A 15908-nucleotide genomic window follows, 5' to 3' on the forward strand; every position below is an offset into this window, starting at 1 on the left:
TTCCAGGGCGTCAGAGAAACCAGCGGTATTCCCGCGCGTTGATCTCTTGTTGAAAGGCCAGATGATCCTGGCGTTTGTTCTCGCAATACACGTCGACAAATTCGCCGCCCAGTTTATCGCGCACCACGGGTTGATGTTGCATGGCGCGCACGGCGTCGAGCATTTCCAGGGGGAAGTCGGCACCGCTGTTTCGGTCCTCGTTCAACGGGGCGAAGGGTTCTTGCCTGGCTTCAAGGCCATGCTCCAACCCTGCGAGGATCGCCGCCAAGACCAGATACGGGTTGGCATCGGCACTGGCCAGGCGGTGTTCAATACGCAGGTTGCGCGGGTCGGACTCGGGAATGCGCACGCACGCATCGCGGTCCTCAAAGCCCCAACTGGCGCGGGTCGCCGCATTGACCGTACCGCCCAGGCGGCGGAAGGCATTGTGGTTGGGCGAGAAAATCGGCATGCAGTGCGGCAGCAGTTCCAGGCAACCGGCCACGGCGTGACGCAGCGGTTGTTGCTGGTGCGCCGCGAGCACATTGTTGCCCGCGCCGTCGTACAGGCTCACGTGCACATGCATGCCGCTGCCAGGGTATTGCAGATAAGGCTTGGCCATGAAGCTGGCGCGGTAACCGTGTTTGAGTGCCACGCCACGGGTACTGCGGCAGAACAGGGCGGCCCAGTCGGCTGCGCGCAGGCCGTCGTCAAGGTGGCCGAAGTTGATTTCAAACTGGCCGGGGCCGAGTTCGGCGGTGATGACGGTGATGTCGATGCCCTGGTCCTTGGCGGTTTGTGCCATATCGTCGAGCACTTCAGAAAAGCGCGACAACCGTTCGATATGCAGGTTGGGCTGGTCATCGGGGTCATCGCTCAGCGGGTCGCGGGCGAATTGCGGCAGGCCGCTGTCCAGCTTTTTATCGAACAGATAGAACTCCAACTCGAACGCCACCACCGGATGGATGCCTTTGTGGTGCAGGCGCTCCAGGACCTTGGCCAAGACTTCGCGGGGTTCGAATTCGATCGGCGCTTCGGTACCGTCCGAGGTAATCAGCATTTGCCCCAGCGGCTGTGACTCCCAGCTCACCGGCTTGAGCGTGCCTGGCACGAGGCGGCGGTTGGCGTCCGGGTCGCCATCGTGAAAGCAATAGTCACCAATCTTGAACAGCCCGCCCTGCGCCCCCAGCAGCACAGCATTTTGCGGCAGCTTCAACGGGCTGCCGGCAGCGACTTTTTCCAGCATGTCCACCGGGTAGCGCTTGCCATAGAAATGCCCGGGAATGTCCAGGGCGATCAGGTCAACGTAACGCACGTCAGGGTGGTTCTGGCGGAACGTCCGTACCTCGGCCAGCAGCGTGGAGGAATGGCTTTTCACGGGTCTTGCTCCTAGTTGTAAACCCACAGCACGCGGGCGGGCAGTTCAGTCAGGTTGGCATAGCGGCAATGGGCGAAACTGGCGAGGTGGAAGCTGTCGCCAGGGCCGAGGGTGACCGGATCGGCCTCACCGTCCACCCACAGCGTCAGTTCGCCCTCCAGCACAAAACCGGCCTGCTCGGCGCGGTCGCTCATGGTCTGTTCACCGCTGTTGGCGCCGGGTGCCAGCAGGCTGTCGAGCATCGAAAAGGCCGCGTTCATGCTCGGCGAGACCAGGATGTCGGTAATGCCATTGGCGTAGTACACCGTGCGCCGCTCATTGGGACGCGTGACCCAGGCCACCGCCTTGGGTTTGGGCAGGCTATAGAAATAGGTGGTGGGCACATCGAGGGCGTGGCTGATGGCAGTCAAGTCCGCCACGGTCGGGCGCGACAGGCCGCGTTCCACCTGAGACAGGAAACCCACCGAGCGCTCGATTTTTTGCGCGAGTTGGGCGAGGGTGAGTTTCTTGTGCTTGCGCAGGTCGTGGATCAGGACGGCCAGGGTGTCGAGTTCTTGTTGTTGGTTCATGAAATTTATTTCGATAAATTTCATGAAAAATTACAGGATTTATTTCATATCGGCAATGCGCATGCGGCTGGAGCAGCATTTATTCGCCTTGGCGCAGGTGCTACAGCAATGCGCGACCCGCTCGGGTACGGGGTAACCGGCGAATAATTTCGTTGAGTTTGGCACCAACCTCGACTTTTTGTGGGCCGGGTAAGGCAACCCAGCCCGTTCTCAATCTGCCTTTTGCCCGCCCGTTTGCATCTGACACTGATGCAGCCAGATGTTCTCGGTAACCCACCGTAGGGCGTACAGCGCAGGGCTTGCTTTCGGCACCTCGGGACCTTTGCGCTGAGCACGCCCTGACGTAGAAGCAGCCGGCTGCCCGCAGCGGCCTTTTCCCAGCATGCCCACCGGTTAGTGCTCGGTGTAGAAGTGCCTGGGCCGATCCAGGGCGATCAGGTCGACGTAACGCACGGCGTGGATCAGGACGGCGAGGGTGTGCTATCTGAAAAAGGAACTAAGATTGACAGAATTCAACTCGCGCACGGTTTTTTTGACAATCCACTCATACATTTCACGCAGTCGGGTCAGCAGTAACGCCCAGTAGTGAAGACGGAGGCGTCTTGCTATGAAAGAGTTACCTACCAAACCCGCTGATGACATTCAACACGCAGCGATAGCGCCCTTTGTTGTTCGTGCGCTTCGTTGTCCTGTGCCGGTACGGATCGACGAAACGCTGGGACGGGTGGTCAACGACCGGCTGATGGAGTGGATCAGCCACATTGGCATTTTCCCTGGCAAGCTGGACAAAATCCGAGCGTCGGATTTCGGTCGCTATGCCATGGTGTGTCATGCCGATACCGATGACCCCGATCGCCTATTGCTACAGGCGCAATGCCTGGCAGCACTGTTCGCGGTGGACGACCACTATTGCGATGACCGGACATTGGATTCAGACCCTAGGCAGGTTGCTCCTCGCCTGTCGTTTGCAATTGCAGCCATGGACCCTTGCTATCTGCCCGAGCCATTTAACGCCGAGTTGAAGAAACAATTGAGCGGCGATCCGGTGTTGCGTGGGTTGCAGGCGTATATGAAGCGAGTCATCCAGTTTTGCACACCTTCGCAGGTTGCCCGTGTCCGTCAGGTCAGTATTGCGATGTTCGTGGCGATGGCAGCTGAGGGGGCTTGGCGGGTGTATGGCACCAAGCCTACGGTCGCCGAGTACCTGGCGAGCAGGCAGGTCAATAGTTTCTGGCCATGCCTGGTGCTGATTGACCCAATCGGCGGGTACGAGGTCCCGGCCAACATGTATTCGCAACCTGCTGTCCATCGCGTCACTGTATTGGCGTCACTTGCGACGACGCTGGTCAATGATTTGTACTCCGCCTACAAAGAGCATATGAACGAGGTGGGTACGTTCAAGTTGCCCTATTTACTGGCAGCTCAACACCAATGCTCGCTCCAGGAGGCGATCGACTTGATTGCTGATATCCATGACGCGGTCATGCTCGACTACGAAGTTGCCGAACGTGCTTTGAGTGTTGATGCACCGCCATTGCTTAAACGCTACCTCGCAGGCCTGAACACCTGGGTTGCCGGCAATCTTGAATGGCACAAGCACAGTGCTCGATATCATGCTGAATGATTTTGTGTGCCCGCGGTCGGAACCTGGGTACGCATCATTCATTGAAGGAGCACCCATGAAGTCTAAAATCCTCGCCGCTTGCCTGCTGGTCGCCACCGGCCTGTCCACCGCCAGTTTTGTCGTGCAGGCCGGTGATACGCCCCAAGAAACCGTAAAGCCTTCAAACATCAACGCGCGTGATTTGAAAGAGGGCGACCGCGCCCCCGATATGCTGATGCGCAAGGAATCGGCCGTCAGCGATTGGAAAAAACGTGGCCTCAAGCAGCCTGAAGCGGACAGCCAGTGGGCTCGGGTGGGTGACAGGTTTGTGCTGCTGAAAACCACCAACGGCACCATTCTCGAGATCACGCCCGTCAAGAAATGACCGCTGTTGTTGGCTGACGCTGGCGCGAAGGTAACCGACCACACCGGTCGCGTTACCTTCAACGCCAGCCTGCCGGCCCACGGCATGTTCTGCATGCTGGCGGCGTTTATCGTAGGTGGTGGGGTGTTTTACGTGAGTGGCGCGTCGTTGAAGCGGCGGCCACTTGGGCAGTGCGCGGTTATTGCGCCGTAGGCGACAGGGGCAGGTCGTCCAGCGTCAGGTGGCCCATGGTGTTGCTCTGCAGTTCATAGCGCAGTTCTTCAACCATTTTTTCCACGGCATGTGGCGACTGCAACTTGCTGACGCTGATGCCCGTGACCACCCGGTCAACCCGGCCACTTTCGGCATCGAACACTTTCAGTGTCAGCGAAGCGTCCCGGCACAAGGTGAATTCGCAGGTGAGGGGCAGCAGCGCCTCTTCAATGCAGTTACGTAGTTGCGAGAGCGTGAACATGTGGCTCAGCCTCCTCACCGACGACGCAGCAACAGACCCACAAGCAGACCGATTCCGGCACCGACAGCCACGGTAGCCAGCGGTTTGTTTTTGGCAAATTCGCTCACCGTCTCCAGCGCGTCGCCATAGGTTTGCTGCAATTGGCCTGCGGCCTGGCGGGCAACACCTTCAGCGTGCAATTGCTCATCACCGGTCAGGTCGCCGATAAAGCCCTGGGCCTTGCCCGCGACTTTCTCCATGGCGCCTTTGACTTGTTCGCTTTTCATGGTGCATTCCTCAAAGAGATCAAACCTGATGGCACGGGACTTAAAGCCCTGTGCCCACTCTTCAAGGTTATGCAGCGCATCGCGACTCAATAAGGCGAATTTGCACTGGTCGCACTAGTGCATTTGCACTCTATTGCTTGGTTTTTACTCGCAATTCACCGGCGAACAGCCCGCGTTCACGGGCCCAAACGATCGCCGCGCTGCGGCTGTGCACACCGAGTTTGGAGTACACCGTGGCCACATGGTTACGCACCGTGTTGGGTGCCAGTTTCAGGCGCGAAGCAATTTCCTTGTCGGCCAGGCCTTCGCAGATCAAGCCCAGCACATCGCGCTCACGGGCGGTCAGATCGGTAAAGCTCACGCTCGGCAAGTTGGGGCTGTTGACGCTCTTGGCGTTGGCCAGTTTCTCGATCAGGGTTTGGCTGAACCACGAGGCGTCCTGCATGACTTCCTCGATGGCCGCCACCAACTCCAGTTCCGAGCGTTTGCGCTCGGTGATGTTCATCATGACCAACAGGTAGCAGGGCACGTCCTCGATAATCACGGTGTCGGCGGAGACCACGCAGTCGATCACCTCGTTACCCTTCTTGCGCACCTTGAGGTCCTGGCCGTCGAGATTGCCGGCTTTTTCCAGGGTGGCGAACAGCTGCGCGCCTGCCTGGGGGCTGTCGATAAAGTGGATGTCTTCGACGGTTTTGCCGATCAGCTCTTCGCTGATGTAGCCCGTGATGTTCATGAATGCTTCGTTGATATCCACCACCTGCCGGTTGGCAGCGCTGCACACCAGCGTCGGCACGGGCGTCAGGCGGAACGATTTGGCGAAGCGTTCTTCGCTCTGGCGCAGGGCTATTTCCGCCTTGCGTCGCGGCTCCAGGTCAGTGAAGGAAAACAGCATGCAGTCTTCCTCGTTCATGTCCAACGGCTGGCCGGCGACGATCACCAGTTTGCTGCCGCCTTCGGGCAAGCGCAGTTCGGCCTGCATCTGCGGGATGGTCGCGCCTTCGCCCAGGCGCTGCACGGCCAGGTCCTTGCGCTCGGCATGCTCCAGCACATCCAGTTCATACACCGAGCGGCCGATCACTTGGTCTCGGTTGTAGCCGGTCATCTCCAGGAAACCCTGGTTGACCTTGATGTAGCGCAAGTCACTCAGGCGGCAGATCACCGCGGGCGCCGGGTTGGCATTAAAGGTTTTCTCGAAGCGCTGCTCGGCGCTGGCCCACTCGGTGGCGTCGCTGAGGATCAGCACCAACAACTCCGGCTCGCCGTGGGCGTCGTTCAATACCAGGCTGCGCACGCGGTGCACCCAACTGCGCTCTTCGTCGGCCGTTGGGGTGACTTCCACGACCACATCGCTGAATTCTTCACCGGCCGCCACGCGGCTGAGCGGGTAGTTGTCCAGTTGCAACGGATGGTTGTTGCGGTAGCGCAAGGCGAAACGCTCGGCGTATTGCTTGGTATTGGCACCGAGCTGCTCGACCTCGCTCACCCTATGCATGGTCAGCGCGGCTTCATTCGCCCAGAGAATGGTTTGGTCGACCTCTGCCAGGATCACACCGTCGGATAAGCCGGAGATGATCTGCTGCAAATGGCGGCAGTTGGTTTCTTTCGCGAGGACATCCTGGCTCATGGTTTCTCCCGGTAGATGGCACATGGGGGTACGACACCCGGGGTTGAGGATAGTGCAGAGAAAGTGCGACGCGGGAAGTGCGAATGTACCAGTTCATCTGGTGCATTTGGACCACGACTGAACGTATGTCCTTTCGCCACACTCACAACCATCAAGGCACTGTGCCTTGCTCTCATAACTTGTGAAGGACCTTTGTATGACCACTGTCTATGAAACCAATCGTTCGCTGTTTCGTGTGTCCTGGAGCTCGGTATTGGCCGGTAGTGCAATTGCACTGGTGACCTATTTGGTGCTGAGTGTGCTCGGTACGGCTATCGGGGCGAGTGCCGTCGACCCGATGCAAGCAGGTAACCCGCTGAGTGGCTTTGGTACGGGCGCCGGGATCTGGCTGTTCGTGTCGACACTGATCGCCATCGGCGTCGGTGCCTTCGTGGCTGGCCGCACAGCGCCGGATCGCGGTGGCCTGCACGGTGTGTTGACCTGGACCGTCACCACCTTGCTCACCACCTGGCTGTTGGCGGGTTTGGCCGCCAGTGTGGTCGGCACCGCTGGCAACGTCGTGGGCAAAGGTCTGTCGGCTGCCGGTAGCGGCATTGCGGCGGCAGCACCGGGCATTGGTAACAGTGTTAAGCAGCAGTTGAGCGAGCAGGGCATCCAGCTGGATTGGAACAGCCTGCAAGGCCAACTGGACACACTGCTCAAGCAAAGCGGCAAGCCTGAATTGGACCCCGCCAACGTTGAGCAGAAGGCTGACCAGGCTGCCGCTGACGGCAAGCAATCGGCTACCGCTGCGGCCACCGATCCAGCCCAGGCTGGCGAAGCATTGAAGCAGTGGTTCGAACGCGTGAAAGCCTCGGGTGAACCGGCGCTGAACGCTGCGGATAAAGATGCACTGATCAACATCGTTGCCGCCCGTACCGGCAAGAGCAAAGAGAAAGCGACCCAGATCGTCGACAACTATGCCCAGGCTTATCAGCAAGCCATGCAAAAAGTTGACGAGCTGAAGCAGCAGGCCGAACAGAAAGCCCGTGAAGCCGGTGAAGTGGCGGCTAAACAGCTCTCCCACGCAGCCTGGAGCACCCTGGCCCTGTTGCTGTTGGGCGTAGCCCTGAGCTTCTTTGTCGGGCGTATGGCGCTGACCACTCGCCGAGTGCCTTTGGCTTAAAAGTGTTTGCGGCAAGGACGCCGCTTTGCTGAACGCGTAAAATGCCGGCTTTTTACGCGGATTACGCAAAGGTGCACTTTGAGCGCAGGCAAAATCGTCGGGCTGTTATTACTCACCTCAATGCTGGCGGCGTGCGGTACGTCGCCGCCACGCACACCCAACGACATCTGCGGCATCTTTCGCGAAAAAGATGACTGGTACGATGCCGCCAAGGTCACGCAAAAACGCTGGGGCGTGCCGATCCAGGTGCCGCTGGCGATCATGTATCAGGAGTCCGGCTTCCGTCAGGACGCCCTGGCCCCGCGCAAATACCTGCTGTGGATCATCCCCTGGGGCCGCGTCTCCACCGCCGCCGGCTATGCCCAGGCCAAGGATGAAGTGTGGAGCGACTACCGCAAGAGCACCGGCCGCAGCGGCGCCAACCGTCGGGACTTCGACGACGCCATCGACTTTATCGGCTGGTACATGGACAAGACCTACACCATCAACGGCGTGTACAAATACGACGCCTACGGCCAATACCTGAACTACCACGAAGGCTGGGGCGGCTACCGCCAGCGTACCTATGCGGCCAAAGCCTGGCTGCCGCCGGTGGCCAGCAAGGTACAGGCGCGTTCGCAGATGTATGCGGCGCAATACGCGGGCTGCAAGAATGATTTGGGGCGCGGGTTTTGGAGTCGGTTTTGGCACTGGTTGTGAGTGGGCCACTTATCGCGGTAATGCACGGTGTCGGGTGTAACCGAGTGTCTGATCGTAGAGATCAATGCGCCGATCCCTTTGCAAGTCGTTGAGGCTATTCCAGATCGGCGCGCTGCGCGCATGGCTGAGGTCGATATCGGCGAACACGAGTTCCTGTCGGTTGGCTGACGCGATTTTGCCGATAGGCCAGCCATGGGTCCCGGCAATCAACGAACACCCCAAGTAACGTGCATCGCGTTCTTCACCGATTCGGTTGGCGGCGGCGATAAACACGTTATTGACGTGAGCGGCCGTCATTGTCAGATAGGACGCCATACACGTGCCGGATTCATCGAACACTGGGGGCGGCGTCCATACCCAGTTGTTCAGGCTGCAAATAATATCGGCCCCTTGCTGGCTGAGAATGCGCGGTACTTCGGGAAACCAGATGTCCCAGCAAATCAACAGGCCAATTCGGCCGATGGGCGTATCGAAGACTGGAAAGCCCGTATCTCCAGGGGTGAACCATAGCTTTTCCAAATTCCAGAGATGAGCCTTGCGGTACTTGCCGATAAAGCCGTTCGGGCCTATCAGAACAGCTGTGTTGAATAACTGCATGCCGTCGATTTCGTTCAAGCCCGCGGCCAGATACACCTGATGGCGGCAGGCAAACTCCACCCATGCCTGCACGCTTCTGCCTTTGGGAATGGGTTCGGCGTGATCGAAGGCATCCTGGCGATTGGCAAAGTAATAACCGCAGTTTGAAAGCTCCGGCAGCACGATCAACGTGGCGCCGCCGTTCGCGGCTTCCGTCGCCAGCTCCAGGCTATGGCGCAGGTTCGCGCTGCGGTGGTCGGTACCCACCTGAGGATCGAATTGTATGACGCAAACATGAACAGGGCTGGTGGCTTGGTGCATTGCGGATGACCTCTTAGGGAATGCAACCTTGGTGGTTGGCCTTTCATAAGAGTCGATTTGATCGGTGGGGATAAATCAGGCGCTTTCACTTCGAGTTGTCAGAGGGGCTTGCAAATCGGCTGAGTTTATTCGCGGCAAGAAACCCGACTTCTTGCCGCGACTTGCTTAGTGCGGCTGCATGCACTCCAGTGACCGGTCGACCATCACGCTGGCCATGTCCACCAGGTGCAATACCGAGATCACCAATGTGCGTGAATCACCGTCCAGTTGCTCACTCGCCGTCTGTGCCGCAACGGCTGCACAGCGCAGCACACTGCTGGCGTGGGCCAGGGCGTCTTCGAAGCTGAGCGCTTGGGTGGTGGTGAAGAAGTGCGGTTCTGATGCGGGTGGTGCGGGGACAAGTTTGTCCATGATTTCAACTCCTAATCAAAGTTGGAAAGTCACCACCATCGCTACCAAACGACGTTTAGGGTGGTGACCGTGCGCAGATTGGTAGACCGGTGATTAGGACCCGGTGCACCCGAAGGTGCCCTGCGCACGGCCACCATAACGCAGGGCCGAAAAAAAGCGCCTTGCAGAAGGGGGCGCTTTGCGCCTAATCACTCGTGGTCTACCAAACCCCGAATCACTGAATTGGCAGTGACCGACGCAGACTAGCCATGCAATTTGAGCGGCGCAAGCGGCTGGGATTCTCTCGGAAACGTCCTGCAAGTTAAAGGGAAATGTCGTTGATCAGACTGTTCCTACACTTGCCAAGCCCACCCGTTTCTGGGAAAACCCCAGCCTTTACACCTTCAACGAGCCTCCCATGAGTCACGACGAACTCCAGATCACTGATATCCGCGTGGGCGACGGCAAAGCCGTGGTCAAAGGTGCGCTGATTACCACCCAATACACCGGCACTTTGGAAGACGGCACGGTGTTCGATTCGTCCTGGGAGCGTGGCAAACCGTTCCAATGCGTGATCGGCACCGGGCGCGTCATAAAGGGCTGGGATCAAGGCTTGATGGGTATGCAGGTCGGCGGCGTGCGCAGGTTGTATGTGCCTGCGCACCTGGCCTACGGTGAACGCTCGATGGGCGCGCATATCAAACCCAATAGCCATTTGCGCTTTGAGATTGAGTTATTGGAAGTGCTGACGCGGGATGACTGAACGGAGTTGAACATGGACGTTGATTCACCGCCGTTGCCGGGTTGCGCCGTCACGGGTGTTCGAGTGGTTGAACTGCAGGTCAGTGATGCGGCTGAGTTGCAGCGGTTTTTTGAGCTGGCGCCGGATTATTTCATCGCAGTCAACGGCGAGCCCGCTTTGCCGACTGAGGCGCACGAAGAGTTGCAGGGCCAACTGCCCGCAGGCTGGCGCTGCAGCCGGATGTACTGGTTGGGTTACCGCGATGCGGATGATCAATTGGTTGCGGTCGTGAACATTGCCGCCGACCTGTTGGCGGCCGGTGTGTGGCATATCGGGCTGCTGCTGGTGCATACGCGCTTGCATGGCACCGGGCTTGCGCGGCAGCTGCATGCGGATCTTGAGGCGTGGGCTATCGGCAAAGGCGCCCAGTGGTTGCGGCTGACCGTGGTCATCGGCAATCACAAGGCCGAGCGCTTTTGGCCGCGGCTTGGGTATGTGCAGGTACGACGCCGTGAAGGCATTCGGATGGGGCGGCAGGTCAATTGCGTGTCGATTCAGGTCAAGGCGCTGACCGGCGGGCGGGTGGATGAGTACCTGGAGCGAGTCGGTCGGGATCGCCCCGACTCGCCGTAACCGCCGCAAGGCAAGCGTGCCACCTCAAACGGTTGGGCCATCCTGCCGGGCCTGGCCACCGTTGGCCTCCAGTTGCTTCAGTTGGCTGATGGTTTGCCCGACCTTGAGTACCGCCATCTCGACTTTGCGCGTCGGTGCATTGGCGAAGTTCAGGCGGATGCAGTTTCGGTATTTTCCTGCTGCCGAGAACATATTGCCGTTCGCCACTTGGATGTCCTGGGCTTCGAGCAGCTGGTTGAGGGTGTAGATGTCGAACTCATCGGGCAGTTCGACCCACAGCGTAAAGCCCCCCTGCGGTTGGCTGACGCGGGTGCCCGCCGGGAAATAGCGGTTGACCCACTCGCTCATCAGGTCGCCATTGCGCTTGTATTGTTTGCGCATTCGACGCAGGTGCAGGAGGTAATTGCCCTTGGCGATGAATTCGGCAACCGCCAACTGCGGCTGGGTGGCCGTCGCGCCGGAGCCAATGTATTTCATGTGCAGCACCTGTGGCAGATAGCGCCCGGGTGCGATCCAGCCAACGCGCAAGCCAGGCGCGACTGTCTTGGAAAATGAACTGCACAGCAGCACCCGATTGTCCTCGTCAAAGGACTTCAGTGAGCGCGGCCGTGGATAGCGGTGCGACAGGTCACCGTAGATATCGTCTTCTATGATCGGGACGTCGAAGCGCTGGGCCATGCGTATCAGTTTGAGTTTGCGCTCGTCAGGCATGATGTAGCCCAACGGGTTATTACAGTTGGCGGTCAACTGGATAACCTTGATCGGCCATTGCTCCATGGCCATTTCCAGGGCTTCCAGGTTGATGCCCGTGACGGGGTCGGTGGGAATCTCCAGGGCCTTGAGGTCGGCCGCCTTGAGGATCTGCATCATCCCGTGATAGCTCGGCGAGGCAATGGCGACAATGTCGCCGGGTGAGCAAATCGCGCGGATGGCGGTGGAGAGGGCTTCCTGGCAACCGCTGGTGACGACGATATCGGCCGGGTTCAGGCGGCAGCCCGAATCAATCGACAGCCTTGCGATCTGCTCGCGCAACGCCAATACACCCTGAATCCGGTTGTACTGCAGGCTGGCGTTATCGCTGCGCCGGCTGATGCGTGCCATTGCCGTCAGCAGTGGCTTGAGCGTGGGCGCGGTGATGTCCGGCATGCCACATCCCAATTGAACAATATCGGCGTTCTCATCGAAGCGCATCAGCTCCTGGACCATATCCCATTGGGAAATATCCACCGGGCGCAGGATCGGCCGGCCCATTTGTGGCAAGGGCGCGATGCGTCGGTTGGCCGGCACGAAGTAGCCCGACTTGGGGCGTGGTATCGCAAGCCCCGAACATTCCAATACACGGTAGGCCTGTTGCACGGTCGTCAGGCTGACGCCGTGCTCATGGCTGAGTGTGCGCACAGAGGGCAGGCGCTCGCCGGGGCCATAAAGGCCCTGCTCGATGCGGCTGCTGATAAATTCGGCGAGGTTCAGATAGAGAGTCATGGTTCTGACTGTAGCCGCTCATCTGTCACTTAAGAAGGTACAGAGAGGGGTTTTTTTGAAGAATTTTCTTACAAAAAGGCCAATCTGTATTTAAAAGATTGGGGTTTTCTGTATCTGCAATACACATCGTGGTCTTGGGATGATGAGCCCCGTAACGGTGCAGGACCATGGTTAGGGTAGTCGCGAAATGGCAAGGCAGCACCTGGCACAGTCAAATTTCAAGACATGCCCGGCATGACCCATACAGATACCTGAATCTGCCCAGCGAATAACGAGAGGACCACGCGCAATGACGGCAAGGATGACGCTCACACCGCAAATGGCCGAATATGAACAGAAGTTCACCGATGGTGGCGAGGTTCGTTGGTTACCTTATTTGATGTACTTCCACCCGACTGACCATCGCTCCTTCGTGGTCAATACCGATTCGGCGGGGTTTCGCTACTCGGAGTCGTTGACCACGCGGTATTCGGTGGCCGACGGTGGCCAAAGCAGTGGCCCGGTCAGGTTGCTGGCGGGCAGCTCGACGGTATTCGGTATTGGCGCCAGTGCTGACAGCCAGACATTGGCGTCGCGCCTCACCCAAAACGACCCCCGTGGCCAGCACTGGCTCAACTTTGGCGGTCGCAGTTTCAACTCCACTCAAGAATTGACCCTGTTCACCCTTAATAAGCACCGTTTGCCGAAGGTGGACGAGATCGTGCTGTTTTCCGGTTTCAACAACCTCGGCCTGGCTCGGCAGCCCGAACATTATCGCGGCGAGTATGGGGCGTTCTTCAATTGCCATCAGTTTTTCGAGGCATTGGCCCCTGCGGAGCCGGCGTCCACGTCGTGGAGCCTGTCGAATCTGTTTGGCAAGGCGCAGGAACCTGAGCCCGAGCCCCCGGCGCCGCAGTCGATGGAGGAGCAGATTGACTACGCCGCCAACCTGACCTTGCAGCACCTGGATATCTGGCGTGCCCTGGCTGCCGACATGGGGGCGAAGTTGACGTTCATCCTGCAACCGCTGGCCGGTTGGGTACGGGAAACCGGTAGCCCGGAAGAACAGCAATTGTTCGCCGAGCTCGACCAGGCAGGAAACTTCACCGACGTGTACGGCGACATCCTGCAGACCTCAGTGCGTGAAGCCTACGCCCAGCGTTTGCGGGCCGGGGCACAGGGCATGGGCGTCGGTTTTGTCGATATCACGCCTTTGCTGGCTGAGGCCCTGGGCCCGGACGATTGGCAGTTTGTCGACCGTATTCACTTCACCGACTTCGGCAACGACCTGGTTTCGAAACTTATTCTTGATGTCACTCGGTAAAAGGACTTGCTCATGAAATCGATCAAAAAGTTTTTTCAGCGCCTGTTTGGAAAAAAGAAGAAAAAACCCGACTCCTCTATTTATCCAATGTTCTGACGTTTGATTGGACAAGGTATCGGCTATGGATGGCTCGGTTTCAACGCGCATGATGGAAGAGGGTAGCTGGCGCGAGTTGTATCGCCTGGCGCTCGACCCTGAATGTTTTCTGGAGGCTGCGTACCTCAACCGTCTGGTGGGCAGCGGCGAGCCAACGCCGCTGGCGCTGCTGTCGCCTCGGATCGATCAGTGGCAAGTGTCTCAGGCAACGGCATACGCCAGCGCTGCGGCGCTGGCCGCTGAACGCAACAACACCCTTGGCTTTGCGCAGGCGCTGGCCACTTATTCGGCACCGATGGCCTCGGTGCTCGGCTGCTGGCTTCAAGGCATGAGTGCGCCCGGGGTTTTCGAAGACCCGGCGCAGCTACGAATCATGCAATTGTTCGCCCATGACGTGGGCGTCGGTTACCCGAATGCGTCACGGGCCCACCATTTCAAGGCGCTGCTGGGCCAGTTGCAACTGACGGCTTATGCCCTGGCACCTGCGCAACTGTCGACGTTGCCGGACCTCAGTGACGACGCATTTGAGTTGCCTGCATTGCTGTTGGCGCTGAGCCGGCGCAGTGATGAATTTGGTGATGAGCTGTGCGGTATCGACTGGGCATTGCGGGCGGTGGGGTTATGTCCGGGCTGGGCGGCGATGGGGCACCTTGACGGTATGGCGCTGGAAGTACGGCGCCTGGACCTGAGCGAGTCATTCCCTGGCATGGAGCCGGCTTCGCTGCGCCAGATCAGCCAGTGGGTCGCGCGCCAGGTGGCTTTGCAAAGTGACGCCCGCCAGGCCCGCTTGATGCGTGGCGCCAGTTGGGTATTCGGTGCGTTGCAGCGCTGGAATGCCCGGCTGTACAACGCTTCGTTGACCGCCACGTGCCCGCAGCAGGCCATGATGCAGCTGGTGCAACGCTTGGCCAGGGTTGGCGCGGTGTATCACCAGAACTACCTGATCGAAGGCCGTAGCCTGGCGCTCTGGCTTGAGGAGGCACAGACCGACCCGGCGCCCTTGCTGGATGTGCTGTCTCGCAGCCGCTTGATCGTCCCCGGTAACGCGAAAAAAAGCCTCTTGGTGACCAGCCTCGTAGCGCCGACGGGGCGCATGTTCCGCATCTTCAGTGACGCGGATTTGAGCGTGATTCGCCAATGGATCGACGCCTTACCCCAGCTCGCCGGCAGTCAGCAGCTGCCTCGCCAACCGGTCGATAACGTGGCCATTGAGGCCCGCCAAACCGTGGGCGCCGAGGCCAGTCTCGGCCATTGGCCCCAGAGTTTGCGCGAAGCCTATTTCGTTTTGCAGGGGCGGGCGCTGGAGGCCTCCACCCTGCAATTTGCTCACGCCTACGTGTCCCGTTGGCTGGCGCGTTCGCAGCGCTCACTGAACACCTCCGGGCGCCAACTGCCCGAACACTGGGGCACCCATGTGCTGCGCGCCTGGTTGCTCGACAAGCATGACCAGCACGGCCAGCAATTCGATAACAGCGACCCGGCGCAAATGCCGAGCCGTGAAGAAATCGTTGATTCAACCCTGCAGCTGGCGCCCTTGACGCTGATCGACGGTGCCTGGCTGCAAGGGTTTACCGATGTCGGGTTGGCGTCTTCCCATGTCGGCTACAGCTTGTTTCAGACGTATTGGGATGAGCTGGGCAACGGTGTCGCTGCGCTCAATCATCCGAAGATCTACCGCGACGGCTTGCGCGAGATGGATTTCGAGCTGGCGCCAACCGGCAGCCGTGAATTTGCCGAGGACCCGCGCCTGGACGAGGCGTCGTTCCGCTTGCCGGTGTATTGGCTGTGCCTGGGCAAGCTGCCGGTGACCTTTATGCCGGAAATTCTCGGCATGAACCTGGCGATGGAGTTATCCGGCGTGGGCGGTACTTATCGTTCTGCGCGACGTTTTCTGCGCCACTACGGTTTCAGCACCGCGTTCGTCGACCTGCATAACACCATCGACAACGTTTCCACTGGGCACTCGGCCTGGGCTGCTGATGCGATTGACGCGTACATGCGTGCATTGCCCACGGCGCAAGCCGTTGCCGAGCAATGGCAGCGCGTGCGCGTGGGCTATGAATCACTCGCGCCGATGCCGGGCAAGTGGGATTCGATATTGAGTCGACTGGGCCTGTCATCGGTAGGGCGGGTGTTACCGCGTACGCAGCGGGCAACGGCTTCAAACGGCTATCTCCATCATCTGCCGATCACTCGCGAAGTGTTGGCGCACGCGACCGATCAGTAACCCCCACGAGGAG

Annotated in this window: 18 protein-coding genes; 10 read left to right on the forward strand and 8 right to left on the reverse strand. The window is 59.3% G+C overall.

Annotation, left to right across the window (positions count from 1 at the left end):
• Positions 1–10 precede the first annotated feature (10 nt).
• Positions 11–1357, reverse strand: a complete 1347-nt coding sequence (locus tag A7D21_RS23385; RefSeq protein WP_053255458.1) for a glutamine synthetase family protein — start codon at positions 1355–1357, stop codon at positions 11–13.
• 11 nt (positions 1358–1368) lie between these two features.
• Positions 1369–1926, reverse strand: a complete 558-nt coding sequence (locus A7D21_RS23390) for a helix-turn-helix domain-containing protein (RefSeq protein WP_069552798.1) — start codon at positions 1924–1926, stop codon at positions 1369–1371.
• Here A7D21_RS23390 and A7D21_RS35880 point away from each other — a divergent pair.
• From A7D21_RS35880 to A7D21_RS23410, 4 genes are all read left to right on the forward strand, one after another.
• Positions 1915–2073 carry a hypothetical protein gene (locus tag A7D21_RS35880; protein WP_171902633.1) on the forward strand — a complete coding sequence of 53 codons (159 nt, stop codon included), beginning with the start codon at positions 1915–1917 and terminating at the stop codon, positions 2071–2073. The two genes, A7D21_RS23390 and A7D21_RS35880, sit on opposite strands and share 12 nt — an antisense overlap.
• A 460-nt stretch (positions 2074–2533) precedes the next feature.
• A complete protein-coding gene (locus A7D21_RS23400) occupies positions 2534–3550 on the forward strand; it encodes a hypothetical protein (protein WP_078827995.1) in 1017 nt (338 codons plus the stop codon).
• A 55-nt stretch (positions 3551–3605) separates the two neighbouring features.
• Positions 3606–3914 carry an RcnB family protein gene (locus tag A7D21_RS23405; RefSeq protein WP_053255460.1) on the forward strand — a complete coding sequence of 103 codons (309 nt, stop codon included), beginning with the start codon at positions 3606–3608 and terminating at the stop codon, positions 3912–3914.
• 6 nt (positions 3915–3920) lie between these two features.
• Positions 3921–4106: a hypothetical protein gene (locus A7D21_RS23410; RefSeq protein ID WP_053255461.1), complete on the forward strand. Its 186-nt coding sequence runs from the start codon at positions 3921–3923 to the stop codon at positions 4104–4106.
• Here the strand turns inward: A7D21_RS23410 and A7D21_RS23415 are convergent.
• From A7D21_RS23415 to A7D21_RS23425, 3 genes are all read right to left on the reverse strand, one after another.
• Positions 4093–4368 carry a DUF1652 domain-containing protein gene (locus A7D21_RS23415; protein ID WP_069552800.1) on the reverse strand — a complete coding sequence of 92 codons (276 nt, stop codon included), beginning with the start codon at positions 4366–4368 and terminating at the stop codon, positions 4093–4095. The genes A7D21_RS23410 and A7D21_RS23415 overlap by 14 nt on opposite strands.
• Positions 4369–4382: 14 nt before the next feature.
• Positions 4383–4634 (reverse strand): CsbD family protein, encoded by a 252-nt coding sequence (locus A7D21_RS23420; protein ID WP_053255463.1) that lies wholly within the window; start codon positions 4632–4634, stop codon positions 4383–4385.
• A gap of 130 nt (positions 4635–4764) precedes the next feature.
• Positions 4765–6261: a PAS domain S-box protein gene (locus A7D21_RS23425; RefSeq protein ID WP_069552801.1), complete on the reverse strand. Its 1497-nt coding sequence runs from the start codon at positions 6259–6261 to the stop codon at positions 4765–4767.
• 196 nt (positions 6262–6457) lie between these two features.
• Here A7D21_RS23425 and A7D21_RS23430 point away from each other — a divergent pair, with 196 nt between their 5' ends.
• Together A7D21_RS23430 and A7D21_RS23435 are read left to right on the forward strand one after the other, a co-directional pair.
• Positions 6458–7426 carry a hypothetical protein gene (locus A7D21_RS23430; RefSeq protein ID WP_069552802.1) on the forward strand — a complete coding sequence of 323 codons (969 nt, stop codon included), beginning with the start codon at positions 6458–6460 and terminating at the stop codon, positions 7424–7426.
• A 78-nt stretch (positions 7427–7504) separates the two neighbouring features.
• Positions 7505–8125 carry a hypothetical protein gene (locus A7D21_RS23435; protein WP_053255466.1) on the forward strand — a complete coding sequence of 207 codons (621 nt, stop codon included), beginning with the start codon at positions 7505–7507 and terminating at the stop codon, positions 8123–8125.
• A 9-nt stretch (positions 8126–8134) separates the two neighbouring features.
• Here A7D21_RS23435 and A7D21_RS23440 read toward each other — a convergent pair whose 3' ends face one another.
• Positions 8135–9022, reverse strand: a complete 888-nt coding sequence (locus A7D21_RS23440; protein ID WP_053255467.1) for a nitrilase family protein — start codon at positions 9020–9022, stop codon at positions 8135–8137.
• 165 nt (positions 9023–9187) lie between these two features.
• The gene (locus A7D21_RS23445; RefSeq protein ID WP_053255468.1) at positions 9188–9433 is read right to left on the reverse strand and encodes a DUF6124 family protein; all 246 of its coding nucleotides are present in this window, start codon (positions 9431–9433) and stop codon (positions 9188–9190) included.
• 397 nt (positions 9434–9830) lie between these two features.
• On the opposite strand from A7D21_RS23445, the gene A7D21_RS23450 reads away from it, so the two are divergent.
• The gene (locus A7D21_RS23450; protein WP_053255469.1) at positions 9831–10175 is read left to right on the forward strand and encodes an FKBP-type peptidyl-prolyl cis-trans isomerase; all 345 of its coding nucleotides are present in this window, start codon (positions 9831–9833) and stop codon (positions 10173–10175) included.
• A 12-nt stretch (positions 10176–10187) separates the two neighbouring features.
• Positions 10188–10787, forward strand: coding sequence for a GNAT family N-acetyltransferase (locus tag A7D21_RS23455; protein ID WP_053255470.1), 600 nt, complete (start codon positions 10188–10190; stop codon positions 10785–10787).
• Between the two features lie 24 nt (positions 10788–10811).
• Here the strand turns inward: A7D21_RS23455 and A7D21_RS23460 are convergent, their stop codons facing one another.
• On the reverse strand, positions 10812–12269 hold the full coding sequence (locus A7D21_RS23460) for a PLP-dependent aminotransferase family protein (protein ID WP_053255471.1): 1458 nt from the start codon (positions 12267–12269) through the stop codon (positions 10812–10814).
• A 289-nt stretch (positions 12270–12558) separates the two neighbouring features.
• Between A7D21_RS23460 and A7D21_RS23465 the strand changes: the two genes are divergently transcribed.
• Both A7D21_RS23465 and A7D21_RS23470 read left to right on the forward strand, forming a co-directional pair.
• Positions 12559–13572, forward strand: a complete 1014-nt coding sequence (locus A7D21_RS23465; protein ID WP_069552803.1) for an SGNH/GDSL hydrolase family protein — start codon at positions 12559–12561, stop codon at positions 13570–13572.
• A 121-nt stretch (positions 13573–13693) separates the two neighbouring features.
• Positions 13694–15895 carry an iron-containing redox enzyme family protein gene (locus tag A7D21_RS23470; RefSeq protein ID WP_069552804.1) on the forward strand — a complete coding sequence of 734 codons (2202 nt, stop codon included), beginning with the start codon at positions 13694–13696 and terminating at the stop codon, positions 15893–15895.
• Positions 15896–15908: the final 13 nt, after the last annotated feature.

It is taken from the genome of Pseudomonas sp. AP19 (assembly GCF_001728855.1).
Taxonomy (GTDB): domain Bacteria; phylum Pseudomonadota; class Gammaproteobacteria; order Pseudomonadales; family Pseudomonadaceae; genus Aquipseudomonas; species Aquipseudomonas fluorescens.